This window comes from Arenimonas daejeonensis, from assembly GCF_007993735.1.
Lineage (GTDB): Bacteria > Pseudomonadota > Gammaproteobacteria > Xanthomonadales > Xanthomonadaceae > Arenimonas > Arenimonas daejeonensis.
Window position 1 is genome coordinate 749,287 of sequence record NZ_CP042453.1, and the last position, 14,111, is coordinate 763,397.

The 14,111-nt window shown below is 69.1% G+C and carries 10 protein-coding genes and 2 pseudogenes; 3 read left to right on the forward strand and 9 right to left on the reverse strand.

Annotation, left to right across the window (positions count from 1 at the left end; translation table 11 throughout):
- Positions 1 to 28: 28 nt before the first annotated feature.
- Positions 29 to 784 (reverse strand): class I SAM-dependent methyltransferase, encoded by a 756-nt coding sequence (locus FRZ33_RS03610; RefSeq protein WP_146907691.1) that lies wholly within the window; start codon positions 782 to 784, stop codon positions 29 to 31.
- A 41-nt stretch (positions 785 to 825) separates the two neighbouring features.
- Positions 826 to 1,371: a pseudouridine synthase gene (locus FRZ33_RS03615; RefSeq protein ID WP_146907693.1), complete on the reverse strand. Its 546-nt coding sequence runs from the start codon at positions 1,369 to 1,371 to the stop codon at positions 826 to 828.
- A gap of 75 nt (positions 1,372 to 1,446) precedes the next feature.
- Between FRZ33_RS03615 and FRZ33_RS03620 the strand changes: the two are divergent.
- A pseudogene (locus tag FRZ33_RS03620) lies at positions 1,447 to 2,754 on the forward strand (ABC transporter transmembrane domain-containing protein); the annotation flags it as partial.
- Between the two features lie 529 nt (positions 2,755 to 3,283).
- Here the strand turns inward: FRZ33_RS03620 and FRZ33_RS17565 are convergent.
- The 3 genes and pseudogenes from FRZ33_RS17565 to FRZ33_RS15065 form a co-directional block, all read right to left on the reverse strand.
- A pseudogene (locus tag FRZ33_RS17565) lies at positions 3,284 to 4,224 on the reverse strand (class I SAM-dependent methyltransferase).
- A gap of 128 nt (positions 4,225 to 4,352) precedes the next feature.
- The gene (locus FRZ33_RS03630; protein ID WP_146907695.1) at positions 4,353 to 4,937 is read right to left on the reverse strand and encodes a CPBP family intramembrane glutamic endopeptidase; all 585 of its coding nucleotides are present in this window, start codon (positions 4,935 to 4,937) and stop codon (positions 4,353 to 4,355) included.
- A complete protein-coding gene (locus FRZ33_RS15065) occupies positions 4,931 to 5,281 on the reverse strand; it encodes a hypothetical protein (RefSeq protein ID WP_158637077.1) in 351 nt (116 codons plus the stop codon). The genes FRZ33_RS03630 and FRZ33_RS15065 overlap by 7 nt, the downstream gene beginning before the upstream one ends.
- A 157-nt stretch (positions 5,282 to 5,438) precedes the next feature.
- On the opposite strand from FRZ33_RS15065, the gene katG reads away from it, so the two are divergent.
- Positions 5,439 to 7,646 carry a catalase/peroxidase HPI gene (gene katG, locus FRZ33_RS03640; protein WP_146907699.1) on the forward strand — a complete coding sequence of 736 codons (2,208 nt, stop codon included), beginning with the start codon at positions 5,439 to 5,441 and terminating at the stop codon, positions 7,644 to 7,646.
- A gap of 69 nt (positions 7,647 to 7,715) precedes the next feature.
- On the opposite strand, the gene FRZ33_RS03645 is transcribed toward katG, so the two are convergent.
- Positions 7,716 to 9,368 (reverse strand): acyl-CoA dehydrogenase family protein, encoded by a 1,653-nt coding sequence (locus FRZ33_RS03645; protein ID WP_227978077.1) that lies wholly within the window; start codon positions 9,366 to 9,368, stop codon positions 7,716 to 7,718.
- A 233-nt stretch (positions 9,369 to 9,601) separates the two neighbouring features.
- Positions 9,602 to 11,830, reverse strand: coding sequence for an NADP-dependent isocitrate dehydrogenase (locus tag FRZ33_RS03650; protein WP_146907701.1), 2,229 nt, complete (start codon positions 11,828 to 11,830; stop codon positions 9,602 to 9,604).
- A 286-nt stretch (positions 11,831 to 12,116) separates the two neighbouring features.
- On the opposite strand from FRZ33_RS03650, the gene FRZ33_RS03655 reads away from it, so the two are divergent.
- The gene (locus FRZ33_RS03655; protein ID WP_227978079.1) at positions 12,117 to 12,530 is read left to right on the forward strand and encodes a nuclear transport factor 2 family protein; all 414 of its coding nucleotides are present in this window, start codon (positions 12,117 to 12,119) and stop codon (positions 12,528 to 12,530) included.
- On the opposite strand, the gene FRZ33_RS15890 is transcribed toward FRZ33_RS03655, so the two are convergent.
- Together FRZ33_RS15890 and queF are read right to left on the reverse strand one after the other, a co-directional pair.
- Complete coding sequence (locus tag FRZ33_RS15890) at positions 12,437 to 12,991, reverse strand: hypothetical protein (protein WP_227978085.1); 555 nt, start codon at positions 12,989 to 12,991, stop codon at positions 12,437 to 12,439. The two genes, FRZ33_RS03655 and FRZ33_RS15890, sit on opposite strands and share 94 nt — an antisense overlap.
- Before the next feature lie 199 nt (positions 12,992 to 13,190).
- Positions 13,191 to 14,018 carry an NADPH-dependent 7-cyano-7-deazaguanine reductase QueF gene (gene queF, locus FRZ33_RS03660; RefSeq protein ID WP_146907703.1) on the reverse strand — a complete coding sequence of 276 codons (828 nt, stop codon included), beginning with the start codon at positions 14,016 to 14,018 and terminating at the stop codon, positions 13,191 to 13,193.
- Between the last annotated feature and the right edge of the window lie 93 nt (positions 14,019 to 14,111).

Below are 14,111 nucleotides of genomic sequence, written 5' to 3' on the forward strand. Positions count from 1 at the left end.
CAGGATGCGGTGGATCACGCGTGGCCGCTCATTCTTCCGCGGTGCGGCCGGCGCGCAGTGACAAGGGCCAGGATACCGGGCGGGTCCGCGCCGGTTCGCCCCAGGCGACGGCGAAATCACCGGCCAGTTCGCTCACGGGGTCGCGACCGGTTTCGCGCAGGAACCGCTGGCTTGCCGACCAGCTGCGCAGATAGGCCAGGTACTGATCCAGCGTCCAGTCCATGCGCATCGCGAATCGCGGCACGTCAGAAATCACCTCGAACGGAAACGGCAGCGCCCGGTAGCCGTTCTCCACGTGCCGGCGCTCGGGCGGCCAGTACGCACCCAGGCGGTCTTCGTAGAGGGTGTGGAATACCGCGTCCACGGCAGGGTCCACGTGCGAGAGGCCGTAACACCAGACCGCGACAACGCCACCCGGGCGCAGCACCCGCGTGGCCTCGGCGCAGAAGCGCGCGTGGTTGAACCAGTGGTAGGCCTGGCCCACGGTGACCAGGTCGACGCTGTGGTTGTGCAGGCTGCTGGTTTCGGCCGGCTCGACCCGCCAGGTGATGCGCGGGTCCTGCGGCGCCTGGGCGATCTGCTCGGCGCTGGCGTCGCTGGCGTGCACACGGCGGAAATGGTGCGCCAGCGCCAGGCTGACCTGGCCGTTGCCGCAGCCCACGTCCCAGGCCAGCTCGTGGTGCTGGCAGGTTTCCGACAGCCATTCGAACAGTCCGCGCGGATAGGTCGGCCGGGCGGCGGCGTAGTCGGCGGCGTGGCTGGAGAAGTGGTCCTGGAAGGCCATTGGCCGATTATGCGCCCGGGTCCCGGGGCGGGCTCAAGCGCCTATTGCTGCAGTTCGCGCCACTGGCCGGGCGGCAGGCCCTCGAGCCGGTGCGGGCCGACGGCGATGCGCAGCAGGCGCAGGGTGGGCAGGCCGACCGCCGCCGTCATGCGCCGCACCTGGCGGTTGCGGCCTTCCGTAATCGTCAGTTCGATCCAGCTGTCGGGCACGGTCTTGCGCTGGCGCACGGGCGGGTCGCGTGGCCACAGCCAGTCGGGCGCGCCCACCAGCACCTGGGCCTTGGCCGGGCGGGTGACGCCGTCGGCCAGGGTGACGCCCGTGCGCAGCTGCGCCAGGTGTTCGTCGCCGGCCTGGCCTTCGACCTGCACCAGGTAGGTCTTGGGCCAATGGAACTTGGGCGAACTGATGCGGGCGATCAACGGGCCGTCGTCGGACAGCAGCAGCAGGCCCTCGGAATCCTGGTCGAGCCGGCCCGCGGCATAGACGCCGGGCGGCAGGGTGAACCCGGCCAGGGTCGGCCGCGGCGGCACCGTCTTGTCGGTGAACTGGCAGAGCACGCCGTAGGGTTTGTTGAAGGCAAGTAGCATCCGGCCAGTGTACGCCCCATGGGACACTCGCGCAGGCCGCGCCCGACGCGGCATCGACAGGAACAGGAAACCCGTATGGCCCCCGACCATCCCCTGCGCCGGCTAGCCGGCTTCGCCCGCCCGTACCGGCGCAACGCCGTGCTGGCCACCGTGTTTTCGGTGCTCAACAAGATCTTCGACGTGCTGCCCGAGCTGCTGATCGGCGTGGCGGTGGACGTCGTCGTGAACCAGCAGGACTCGTTCCTGGCCGGCTTCGGCCTGCCCGATCCGCTGCACCAGCTCTACGTGCTGGTGGCGCTGACGGTGGTGATCTGGATGGCCGAATCGCTGTTCGAATACCTGTATGCATTGAAGTGGCGCGGGCTGGCGCAGGACCTGCAACACGCGCTGCGCCAGGCGGCCTACGGCCACCTGCAGAAGCTGCCGCCGGCGCTGATCGAACGCGAACGCAGCGGCCGGCTGATGGCGCTGATGAACGAGGACGTCAACCAGATCGAACGTTTCCTCAACACCGGCGCCAACGACCTGATCCAGGTGGTGGTGAGTTCGCTGCTGGTGGGCGGCGTGTTCTTTGTGCTCACCGCCGACCTGGCGGCGCTGGCGATGTTGCCGATCCCGCTGATCCTGGTCGGCGCGTTCTGGTTCCAGAAGCGGCTGGCGCCACGCTACGCCGCCGCGCGCGAGGCCGCGGCCACCGTGTCGGCGCGGCTGAACAACAACCTGGCCGGCATGGCCACGATCCAGGCCTACACCGCCGAGGAGTTCGAGGCCGAACACCTGCGCCAGGCCAGCGACGGTTTCCGCGCCCGCAACGCCGAGGCGATCCGTTTCTCGGCGGCGATCACGCCGGTGATCCGCATGGCGATCCTGGCGGGTTTCGTCGCCACGCTGCTGTACGGCGGCATGTTGACCTTGCGCGGCGAACTCGGCGTCGGCAGCTATTCCGCACTGGTGTACCTGACCCAGCGGCTGCTGTGGCCGCTGACGCGCCTGGCCGACATGACCGATCTCTACCAGCGCGCGATGGCGTCGGTGAACCGGGTGATGGACCTGCTGGACACGCCGGTGCCCGCGCGGGGCAGCGCCGCATTGCAAGGCAAGCCGCGCGGCGAGCTCGCGTTCGACAACGTCGGTTACGACTACGACAACCGCCCGGCCGTGCAGGGCGTGTCGCTGCTGGTGCCGGCAGGCCAGACCGTGGCCCTGGTCGGCGGCACCGGCGGCGGCAAGAGCACGCTGCTGAAACTGCTGCTGCGTTTCCTGGATCCGGCGCGCGGGCGCATCACGCTCGATGGCGCGGACCTGGCGGGCGTGGATCCGGCGTCGCTTCGGCGCGTGGTCGGTTACGTCGCGCAGGAGCCTTTCCTCACCGACGGCAGCGTCGCCGACAACATCGCCTATGGCGAACGTGCGCCTGATCGTGCGCGGGTCGAAGCCGCCGCGCGCGCGCGGCCGAAGCGCACGCCTTCATCGCGGCGATGCCGGCCGGTTACGACAGCCCGGTCGGCGAACGCGGCGGCAACCTCAGCGGCGGCCAGCGCCAGCGCATCGCCCTGGCGCGCGCGTTGTACCGCGACCCGGCGATCCTGGTGCTGGACGAAGCCACCTCGGCGGTGGACAACGAAACCGAAGCGGCGATCCAGCATTCGCTGGCCACCGCCGCGCGCGGCCGCACCACGGTCGTGGTTGCACACCGGCTCAGCACCGTGCGCCATGCTGACGCCATCCACGTGCTGGACGCCGGTCGCATCGTCGAATCGGGCACCCATGACGAACTGGTGGCGCGCGATGGCCCCTACGCCGCGCTGTGGCGGCTGCAGACCGGTGAAAGCTGAGGCGGCGAAGGGAACGCGGTGCCACCAAAAGAAAGCCCTCCGCGCAGGAGGGCTTTCGATCGGACCGGGCGCGGGGATTACTGTGCCGGCGCGGCTTCCGCCTGCGGCTTCACGAAGCGCAGGGTCATGCGGTCGCTTTCGCCGATGGCGGCGTACTTGGCCTTGTCCGCTTCGTCGTGGCGGTTGCCCGGCGGCAGGGTCCAGACGCCGTTCGGGTGGTCCTTGGTGTCGGCCGGGTTGGCGTTGACCTCGCTCTTCTCCTCGAGCACGAAACCGGCGGCCGTGGCCAGGCCGATCACATAGTCCTCGGGCAGGTAGCCGCTGTCCTTCGCGTCGTCCAGCGTCTTGCCGGCGGCCGCGCGGTGTTCGACCACGCCCAGCACGCCACCCGGGGCCAGCACGTCGAAGAAGGCCTTGAACATCGCCGCCTCGCTGCCGTCGTTCACCCAGTTGTGCACGTTGCGGAAGGTCAGCACCACGTCGGCCGAACCCGGCTCGCCGATCACCGGTGCCTTCGGGTCGATCTCGACCAGGGTGGCGTTGCCGTACACGTCGGCGCGTGCGGCCAGCTTCTCGCGCAGCTTGGCGTTGTTCTTGGTGTAGTACTCGACCGCACGTTCGCTGCCGGCCGTCGTCGGGTCGTTGATGACGCCGGTGTAGCGGCCCTTGCCTGGGCCAGCGGCGCCAGGATCTCGGTGTACCAGCCGCCGCCCGGGCTGATTTCGACGATCTGCTGGCTGGGGCCGACGCCGAAGAAGGCCAGGGTCTCGCGGGGGTGGCGCCAGGTGTCGCGGGCGCTGTTGGCGGGATCGCGCCAGTCGCCGGCCAGGATGGCGTCCAGCGGGTCGGTCTGGGCGTCGCGCGCGGCGGCATCGTCGGCCGGCAGCGTGGTGTCGGAGGCCGCGGCCACGGCGTCGGCCGGGGCGTCGTTCGACGGCAGGTCCGGGCCCTGGTTGCAGGCGGACAGCAGCAGGCCGGCGGCAAGGGCGAGGGCGAGCGGGGAAGGATTCAGGCGCATGTCGGCTCCAATGGGCTGGCGGAAAGTGCCCGGAGGCTAACACAGCGCCTGTAAAACGATTGTCCACGTACGAAGCGCGCGAGTACGCGCGGAAGGTGATCGCAACGGGTTCGCAGACGACGAAAACGTTACATCGCTGACGCCACGAAGTCCCCGCGTCGCCGCGCCAGGCGCAGCAACATAACGACCGCCACGGCGGTGAGCCCGATCACCAGCAGCGAACTCTCCGGACCGAACAGCCCGCCCGTCAGCCAGTCGGGCCCGGCGTAGCGGCTTTCCAGCGGCGCCAGCGCGCGCCAGTCCTCGATGCCGGAAAGCGGCACGCCGCTGAGCAGGATGGTGAAGTTCCAGGCCGCGTGGTGGGCGGCCACCACCCACAGGTTGCGTGCCAGCACGAACAGCCCGGCCCACAGCAGGCCCAGCAGGGTCACCGACACCAGCATCGCCAGCGCATCGCCGGTCCCGCCCTGCACCACGTTTTCCAGATGCCCGACACCAAAAACCACGGCCTGGGCCACCAGCGCGAACACCGTGCCCCAGGTCCGCTCCAGCACCCGGAACAGCAGGCAGCGGTAAACCAGCTCCTCCAGGAGGGCGGCGATGCCGATCAGGGCCGCCACGCCCGACAGCGCCGGCGAAAAACCGCGCCACAGCACGAGTTCGTAGGCGCCGAACGCGAACAGCAGGGCGATCGGCAGCCCCACCATCACCATGCCCCCGCGCCACCCAGCAGCAGACGCACCGGCTGCAGCCGCAGCTCGGTCGCGGCGCGTTTTTCATGCCAGCGCACGTAGGCCCAGTAAGCCGCCAGCGCCGCCAGCACGATGCCGACGCGCCGGAAGACGCTGAGCCACTCGGGCCCGGGCCGGAACGCCAGGTCGATCAGCGGAACCAGGCCCAGCCGGACGGCCGCCACCGCACCCAGGACCATCACCCCGCCTAGCAGCAGCGAGACCAGCGTCCGGCCGGCGGCGCGCAGGCGCGGCCAGCGTGAAGGTCCCGGCGCCGCTGGCGCCGGCGGGAGGGGAAGGCTCGGGTCGGCGGAGTCAGGAGGCATGGCGTGGGCGCTGGACGGATCAAGCGCGAGTGTAGCCGCGACGTCCGGCGATAGCTGCCGGCTATCGCCAGGATACGAAACATTCATTTCTATCTGAAATGCCCGGGGCCTATGGTGGGGTCGACCCCGGCCGCAGCCGCTACCCAAGGAGAGAACCATGACCACCGAATCGAAGTGCCCCTTCTCGGGCGGCGCCCGCAGTCAGGCCATCACCGGCGCGTGGAGCAATGCGGACTGGTGGCCCAACCAGCTCAACCTCGGCATCCTGCACCAGCATTCGCCGCGCGCGAATCCGCTGGGCGAGGCCTTCGACTACCGCAAGGAGTTCCAGACCCTCGACCTCGACGCCGTCATCAAGGACCTGCACGGCCTGATGACCGATTCGCAGGACTGGTGGCCCGCCGACTACGGCCATTACGGCCCCTTCTTCATCCGCATGGCCTGGCATGCCGCGGGCACCTATCGCATCGCCGATGGCCGCGGCGGCGGTGGCACCGGCGACCAGCGTTTCGCGCCGCTCAACAGCTGGCCCGACAACGGCAACCTGGACAAGGCGCGCCGCCTGCTGTGGCCGATCAAGCAGAAGTACGGCAACAAACTTTCCTGGGCCGACCTGTTCATCCTCACCGGCAACGTCGCGCTGGAATCGATGGGCTTCAAGACCTTCGGTTTCGGCGGCGGCCGCGCCGACATCTGGGAACCGCAGGCCGACGTGCACTGGGGCTCGGAGACCGAATGGCTGGCCACCAGCGACAAGCCGAACAGCCGCTATTCCGGCGAACGCGACCTCGCCAACCCGCTGGCCGCGGTGCAGATGGGCCTGATCTACGTGAACCCGCAGGGCCCGGACGGCAACCCCGATCCGCTGCTGTCGGCCCGCGACATCCGCGAGACCTTCGCCCGCATGGCCATGGACGACGCCGAAACCGTCGCGCTCACCGCCGGCGGCCACACCTTCGGCAAGGCGCATGGTGCCGGTGATGCGGCCCTGGTCGGCGTCGAGCCCGAAGGTGGCGACATCGAGGCACAGGGTTTCGGCTGGCTCAGCACCTACGAGTCCGGCATGGCGGGCCACGCGATCACCAGCGGCCTCGAGGGCGCGTGGACGCCGACACCGACCAAGTGGGACATGAGCTACTTCGAAACCCTGTTCGGTTACGAATGGGAGCTGACCAAGAGCCCGGCCGGCGCGCACCAGTGGAAGCCCAAGGGCGACGCCGGCCGCAATGTGCCGGACGCGTTCGATCCGGCCAAGAAGCACCAGCCGATGATGACCACGGCCGACATGGCCATGCGCATGGACCCGGCCTACGAAAAGATCTCGCGCGACTTCCTGGCCAACCCGGACAAGTTCGCCGATGCCTTCGCCCGCGCCTGGTACAAGCTGACCCATCGCGACATGGGTCCGCGCGTGCGTTACCTCGGCAAGTACGTGCCGAAGGAAGAGCTGATCTGGCAGGACCCGGTGCCCGAGGTGGACCACCCGCTGGTGGACGCCAAGGACGTCGAGGGCCTGAAGGCCAGGGTGCTCGCGTCCGGCCTCACCGGGCCGCAGCTGGTCGCCACCGCCTGGGCGTCCGCCTCGACCTTCCGCGGCAGCGACAAGCGCGGCGGCGCCAACGGCGCGCGCATCCGCCTGGCGCCGCAGAAGGACTGGGAAGCGAACCAGCCGGCGCAGCTGGCCAAGGTGCTGGGCGTGCTGGAAGGCATCCAGAAGGACTTCAACGCCTCGGCGGGCGGTGGCAAGAAGGTGTCGCTGGCCGACCTGATCGTCATCGCCGGCAATGCGGCGGTGGAGGCGGCGGCGAAGAAGGGCGGCGTCGAGGTCACGGTGCCGTTCGCGCCCGGCCGCACCGATGCCAGCCAGGCCCAGACCGACGCGGATTCCTTTGCTCCGCTGGAGCCGAAGGTGGACGGCTTCCGCAACTACGTCGCCAAGGGTTTCGAAGGCTCCGAGGCCGAGATGCTGGTGGACAAGGCCGCGCTGCTGACCCTGAGCGCACCGGAGATGACGGTGCTGGTCGGCGGCCTGCGCGCGCTGGACGCAAACCACGGCGGCAGCAAGCACGGCGTGTTCACCCAGCGCCCGGGCACGCTGAGCAACGACTTCTTCGTCAACCTGCTCGACATGCGCACGAAGTGGAAGCGCTCCGAGACCAACCGCGACATCCTCGAGGGCCGGGACCGCAAGACCGGCGAGCTGAAGTGGACCGGCACGGTGTCGGACCTGGTGTTCGGCTCGAACTCGCAGCTGCGCGCGCTGGCCGAGGTCTATGCCCAGTCCGATTCGCAGCGCAAGTTCGTCAACGACTTCGTCGCCGCCTGGACCAAGGTGATGAACGCGGACCGCTTCGACCTGGCCTGAACCCCGCGGGCAGGTTCCAGACGTCCTGCCCCTGGCATCGCCCCGCGCTTCACGGCGCGGGGCGATTTTTCAGATGACGTCCCAGGGATAGGTTCCGCCGGCGATCACCTTGCCGGCGATGTGTTCCAGCGCCGGATCCTCGTTGTGCTCGAAGGCGCGCACGTTGCGGGCCATGCGCCTGCGCGCCTGGCGGGTGAAGCTGCGGGCGATGGCGACCACCGTTTCGGCGTTCGCCGGGTCCGACTTGACCAGCGCGTCCGCGCGCGACAGCACGCACAGGCCGACGAACAGGTCGATCACCAGGTCGGCGATGCGCTTCTGCATGTGCTGCAGGTCGGCCACCTGCTTGCCGTGTTTGCGCAGCAGGCTGTCGGCCACGGCCGCGAGTTCGCTGGCGTATTTTTCGTAGATCTTCGCCAGCGGCTGCAGCTCGGGGCCCAGCTGGCGCAGGATGCGGTCGGCGCCGAAGCCGGTGGCCTGGGCGATACGACGTTCCGCATAACCGGTCATCAGGCCGAAGCCCTTGATCGGGTCGTTGAAGATCGAGTTCACCGCCGACTGCAGTTCCTTCAGCGAGGCGCCGACGCCCTTGAGGCCGGACAGCGCGATGTACAGGCGCAGGATCTCGTTGGTGCCCTCGAAGATCGGCAGGATGCGGGCGTCGCGCGCGAAGCGCTCGTACGGGAATTCCTTCATGTAGCCGTTGCCGCCGGCGATCTGCAGGGCCTCGTAGGCCGCGCGCTGCATCGCCTCGCTGGCGAAGACCTTGCTGATCGCCGCCTCCACCGAATAGTCCTGGTGCCCGCTGTCGATGAAGTGCGCGACCATCCACACCGCGCTCTCGGCCGCAAAACAGTCCACCGTCATCTGCGCGATCTTCTCGCGCACCAGGCCAAATTCGGCAATCGGCGTGTCGAACTGCTTGCGCTCTTTCGCCTGCGCCACCGAACGTTTGATCAGCGCCTTCATGCCCCCGACCGCGCCGCCACCCAGCCCCGTGCGGCCGTTGTTGAGGATGCCCATCGCCACCTTGAAGCCCTTGCCGGGCTCGCCAAGGACATTTTCCGGCGGCACGCGCACGTCGGCGAACGCAACCGTGGTGGTGGACGAGGCGCGGATGCCCATCTTGTCCTCGTGGTGGCCGCGACTGACGCCCTTCCACGCGGCCTCGACCACGAAGGCGGTGATCTTGCCGCCTTCGCCTTCGGTGCGGGCGAACACCGTGTACAGATCGGCGATGCCGCCATTGGTGATCCAGAGTTTTTCGCCGTTGAGGATCCAGCTGCCGTCGTCGTTCTTCTTCGCCGACGTGCGGATGGACGCCGCGTCGGAACCGGCACCGGGTTCGGTCAGGCAGAAGGCCGCGATCATCTCGCCCGTCGCCAGCCGCGGCAGGTACCGCGCCTTCTGTTCGTCGGTGCCGTACAGCAGGATGCCCTTCATGCCGATCGAACTGTGCGCGCCGATGGTCAGCGACACCGAACTGTCGTGCGAACTGGTCTGCGCCAGCACACGTGCGTAGGCGGCGTTGGACAGCTCCAGCCCACCCATCGCTTCGGGAATGATCAGGCCGAACAGGCCAAGATCACGCAGCGCCTGGATGAACTCCGGTGGCTGGGCGGCGTCCGTGTCCCACTGCCGGAAATCCTTTTCGTGCCCGTCGAGGAACCGATCGATGGAATCCACCATCAGCCCCAGCATCTCCCGGTCGCGTTCGCGCATCACCGGGTAGGGGAACAGGTTCTGTTAGGATCTCGCCGAACAGCAGGTTCTTGGCCACGCTCTGGTCGAGCTGCATCGGCGGGGCGCCGGGAGAGTCGGGGAGTTCATGGCGCCACCTCGCAGGTCCGGGAGGCCGATTCTATGCCTGCACCGTGACACCGGCGCCACCCCGGAACGCAGACGGGGCGCCGAAGCGCCCCGTCATAACGCCACTGGTCGCGGGCCGCGAAAAATCAGCCCAGGGACGCCAGCGCCGCATTGAAGGTCGCGCTGGGGCGCATCGCCGCCGCCGCCTTGGCCAGGTCCGGGCGGTAATAACCGCCGATGTCCACCGGCTGGCCCTGCACGGCGATCAGCTCGGCGCCGATCTTCGCTTCGTTCTCCGCCAGCGCCTTCGCCAGCGGCGCGAACTTCGCCTTCAGCGCCGGATCCTCGTCCTGCGCGGCCAGCGCCTGCGCCCAGTACAGGGCCAGGTAGAAGTGGCTGCCGCGGTTGTCCAGGCCGCCGACCTTGCGCGACGGGCCGCGGTCCTCGTCGAGGATGCGGGCGTTGGCCAGGTCCAGCGTCTTCGCCAGCACCGGCGCCGAGGAATTGAGCCAGCGCTCGCTGACGTGTTCCAGCGACGCGGCCAGGGCCAGGAATTCGCCCAGCGAATCCCAGCGCAGGTAGTTTTCCGCGGTGAACTGCTGCACGTGCTTGGGCGCCGAACCGCCGGCACCGGTTTCGAACAGGCCGCCACCGGCCATCAGCGGCACGATCGACAGCATCTTGGCGCTGGTGCCCAGTTCCAGGATCGGGAACAGGTCGGTCAGGTAGTCGCGCAGCACGTTGCCGGTGACACCGATGGTGTCCTGGCCGGCGCGGATGCGCTGCAGCGACAGCTTCATCGCCTCGACCGGCGCCAGGATGCGGATGTCGAGGTTGCGGGTGTCGTAGTCCTTCAGGTAACGCTCGACCTTGGCGATCACCTGCGCGTCGTGCGCGCGGCTGCGGTCGAGCCAGAACACGGCCGGCGTGCCGCTGGTGCGCGCACGGTCCACGGCCAGCTTCACCCAGTCCTGCACCGGCGCGTCCTTGGTCTGGCACATGCGCCAGATGTCGCCGGCTTCGACCGGATGTTCGAACACCACGGCGCCGGCGTCGTCGGTGACGCGCACCGTGCCGGCCGTGGCGACCTGGAAGGTCTTGTCGTGCGAACCGTATTCCTCGGCCTTCTGCGCCATCAGGCCGACGTTGGGCACGCTGCCCATGGTCGCCGGGTCGAAGGCGCCGTTCGCCTTGCAGTCGTCGATCACCACCTGGTAGATGCCGGCGTAGCAGCGGTCCGGGATCACCGCCTTGGCGTCCTGCAGCTTGCCGGCCGCGTCCCACATGCCGCCGGAGTCGCGGATCATCGCCGGCATCGAAGCGTCGACAATCACATCACTCGGCACGTGCAGGTTGGTGATGCCCTTGTCGGAATTGACCATGGCCAGGCCGGCGCGCGCCGCGTACACGGCGTCGATGTCGGCCTTGATCGCCGCCTGCGTCGCTTCGGGCAGCGTGCCCAGGCGCGCGTACAGGTCGCCGATGCCGTTGTTCGGGTCGAAGCCGGCCTGGTCGAGCACGGCGGCGTGTTTGGCCAGCGCGTCCTTGTAGTACTCGGTCACGGCCACGCCGAACATGATCGGGTCGGACACCTTCATCATGGTGGCCTTGAGGTGCAGCGAGAACAGCACGCCCTGCGCCTTGGCGTCGGCGATCTGCGCGGCGAGGAAGGCGGCCAGCGCGCGGCGGCTCATCACCGCGGCGTCGACGATCTCGCCGGCCTTCACCTTCACGCTTTCCTTGAGCACGGTGGTCTTGCCGTCGGCGCCCACCAGCTCGATCTTCAGCTTGCCGGCCTCGGCGATCGTGGCCGAGCGCTCGCTGCCGTAGAAATCGCCGCCGTCCATGTGCGCCACGTGCGACTTCGAGTCGGCCGACCACTTGCCCATGCGGTGCGGGTGCTTGCGGGCGTAGGCCTTCACCGACTTCGGCGCGCGGCGGTCGGAATTGCCCTCGCGCAGCACCGGGTTCACGGCGCTGCCCTTGGTGCGGTCGTAGCGGGCCTTGATGTCGGCCTCGGCGGCGTCCTTCGGTTCCTCGGGGTAGTCCGGCAGGTCGTAACCCTGCGCCTGCAGCTCCCTGATTGCCGTCTGCAGCTGCGGCATCGAGGCGCTGACATTGGGCAGCTTGATGATGTTGGCTTCGGGCCGGGTCGCCAGCGCGCCCAGTTCAGCCAGGTCGTCGTTGATGCGCTGGTCGGCGCGCAGGCGCTCGGGGAACTGCGCCAGGATGCGGCCCGACAGCGAGATGTCGCGCGTCTCGACCGCGATGCCGGCGGCGCCGGCGAAGGCCTGCACGATCGGCAGCAGCGACTGGGTCGCCAGGAACGGCGCCTCGTCGGTGAGGGTGTAGATGATCTTGGGCGTGTCGGACATGGAGCGTCGTCTCGTGTGCGGGCGGAGGGGCGGGACGGGCCATGGGCCCGAAACCTCCGCGGAAAGGATGACGGCGAGCGCCTTGCGCGCCGCGGCAGCCCGGCATTGTCGCCTGTCGGCTGCCGGGGCGGAAGCCGAGTCCGGGACGACGCGGGAGATACGCGCTGGTATGGGGTGTGGACGGGCCTTCAACCCTGGCGGCGTTTTCCGAGTCACAGTCCATGGCGGCCGATCGTTGGCCGTCGCCTGCCCGCACCGGCGGACAGGCCCCACCCCAGGAGTTTCCATGCCCCGACATCTGCCTTTCCTGTCCGCCGCCTTGCTCGTGCCCGCCCTGGCCTTGGCCGTAGAGCCCGGCCCCGAAGGCGAGGCGCCTGCCCCGCTGGCGGAAACGCTGGCGGCGCTGGATACCGCCGCCTTCGATGCGTTCAACCGCTGCGACGAACCCGGGCAGCTGGATCGGCATGCGGCGTTCTTCTCGCCGTCGGTCGAGTTCTATCATGACAACGGCGGCGTCACCTGGAACCGCGAGGCGATGATCGCCAACACCGCCAAGTTCGTCTGCGGCAACTTCCGGCGTGAACTGGTGCCCGGTACCTTGCGGGTCTATCCGGTCAAGGATTTCGGCGCGATCACCAGGGCGTGCATCGTTTCTGCCAGATCGCCGACGGCAGCTGCGAGGGCATGGCGGATTTCGTGATGATCTGGCACCAGGACGGCGAGCGTTGGGAAATCACGCGCGTGCTCAGCTACGGACATCGCGCCGCGCCGGCCGCGGCTTCGCCCTAGGCGGCACAGTCTTCCGGCGTCAGCTGCGACAGGCCCGGTGGGCGGCTCCGGGCCGCCGGGATTTATTCGACGCGGAAGCTGCGCGTCTCGGCGACGCGGTCGTTGATCGCGATCTCGACCCTGGTACTCGCCGACCGGCCAGGGTTCGGGCTGCGCAATCGAGAAGGTGGCGACGGTGGGCGTCTCGGGCGTCAGGCTCTGGCCGGCCTTGGCCACCTCGGTGCCGTCGGCGGCGGTCCAGCGCGCCGACAGGGTCAGGCCCTCGCTGCTGCCGACGCTGACGACGGCGGCATGGATCCTGTCGCCAGGCGCGAAGACTTCCAGCGGCTGGCGCACCTGGCCCTCGTCGTCCACGGCCTTGCCCAGCTCCACCGAGACGATGCGGTAGTCACCGGTCGGCAGCGGCGGCAGTTCCGCCGGGCCGTCTCCGGCCGCGGCGATCGCGGCGTCGGTGTTGGCTTCGGCGGTGGCCGTGTTGTCGGTCGCCGGGGTCTCGTCGCCGCCGCAGGCAGCCAGGCTCAGGCACAGCAGCAGGGGGCGAGGGCGCTCAGGCGCATGGCGGCTCCGTGGCTTATTGGCGGGCGGTGCGCGGGTTGCCCGGCAGCGGCAGGCCCGGCGTGGCGCGGAAGGGATTGATGTCCAGGCCGCCGCGGCGCGTGTAGCGCGCGTAAACGCCCAGGCGCGTCGGCGAACAATGCTGCATCAGGTCCATGAAGATGCGTTCGACGCATTGTTCGTGGAAGTCGCTGTGCTGGCGGTAGCTCACCAGGTAACGCAGCAGGCCGTCGCGGGCGATGCGCGGGCCGGCGTAGCGGATCTGCACGCTGGCCCAGTCCGGCTGGCCGGTGACCGGGCAGTTGGACTTGAGCAGGTGCGAGACCAGGATCTCGTCGGCCTTGATCTCGGGGTCCGAGGACAGGAAGTCCGGGCGCGGCGGGCCGTAGTGGGTGATCTCCACCGGCAGGTCGTCGATCACGTCGCCCTCCAGGTTCTCGATCAGCGCGGCATTGGTCGAACCGGCCGGCGTCAGCACCACGTTCACCTGCGCACCGGTGGCATCGCTGAGGTCGCGCACCAGCTGCGCGCGCAGCGCATCGGTGTCGGCGAACTTCGCTTGTGCGTAGCTGCCGAGGTAGAGCTTGAAACTCTTGGATTCGATCAGGTTGGCCGAGGTGGCCGGCACGCGGATCTCGGCCAGCGCCACGCGCGGCTTGCCGCGGCCGTCGAGCCAGCTCAGCTCGTAGGCGTTCCAGAAATCCACGCCGACGAAGGGCAGTTCCTCGCCCAGCCCCAGAGCCGCGCGCTGGGTGGCGCGGGCGATCGGGAACAGCAGCGAAGGATCGTAGTCGGCGCTGTAGCCGACGGTCTTGCCCAGGGGGCTGAGTTCGGGAGACGTCATGGCGCGCATTCTCGCATGGGGCAGGCTGAACGATGTACTAAACGTCACCGGGGGCAGGGGGCGGTCGCGTACCGTTCCCGGTACGACCACACC

What these genes read in the sequence shown, in the direction of transcription:
- FRZ33_RS03610 (WP_146907691.1), bottom strand. Translation starts at nt 784, where the DNA reads ATGGCCTTCCAGGACCACTTCTCCAGCCACGCCGCCGACTACGCCGCC.
- FRZ33_RS03655 (WP_227978079.1), top strand. Translation starts at nt 12,117, where the DNA reads ATGCCCCGACATCTGCCTTTCCTGTCCGCCGCCTTGCTCGTGCCCGCC.
- FRZ33_RS15065 (WP_158637077.1), bottom strand. Translation starts at nt 5,281, where the DNA reads ATGCCTCCTGACTCCGCCGACCCGAGCCTTCCCCTCCCGCCGGCGCCA.
- katG (WP_146907699.1), top strand. Translation starts at nt 5,439, where the DNA reads ATGACCACCGAATCGAAGTGCCCCTTCTCGGGCGGCGCCCGCAGTCAG.
- queF (WP_146907703.1), bottom strand. Translation starts at nt 14,018, where the DNA reads ATGACGTCTCCCGAACTCAGCCCCCTGGGCAAGACCGTCGGCTACAGC.
- FRZ33_RS03650 (WP_146907701.1), bottom strand. Translation starts at nt 11,830, where the DNA reads ATGTCCGACACGCCCAAGATCATCTACACCCTCACCGACGAGGCGCCG.
- FRZ33_RS03615 (WP_146907693.1), bottom strand. Translation starts at nt 1,371, where the DNA reads ATGCTACTTGCCTTCAACAAACCCTACGGCGTGCTCTGCCAGTTCACC.
- FRZ33_RS03645 (WP_227978077.1), bottom strand. Translation starts at nt 9,368, where the DNA reads ATGCGCGAACGCGACCGGGAGATGCTGGGGCTGATGGTGGATTCCATC.
- FRZ33_RS03630 (WP_146907695.1), bottom strand. Translation starts at nt 4,937, where the DNA reads ATGGTGATGGTGGGGCTGCCGATCGCCCTGCTGTTCGCGTTCGGCGCC.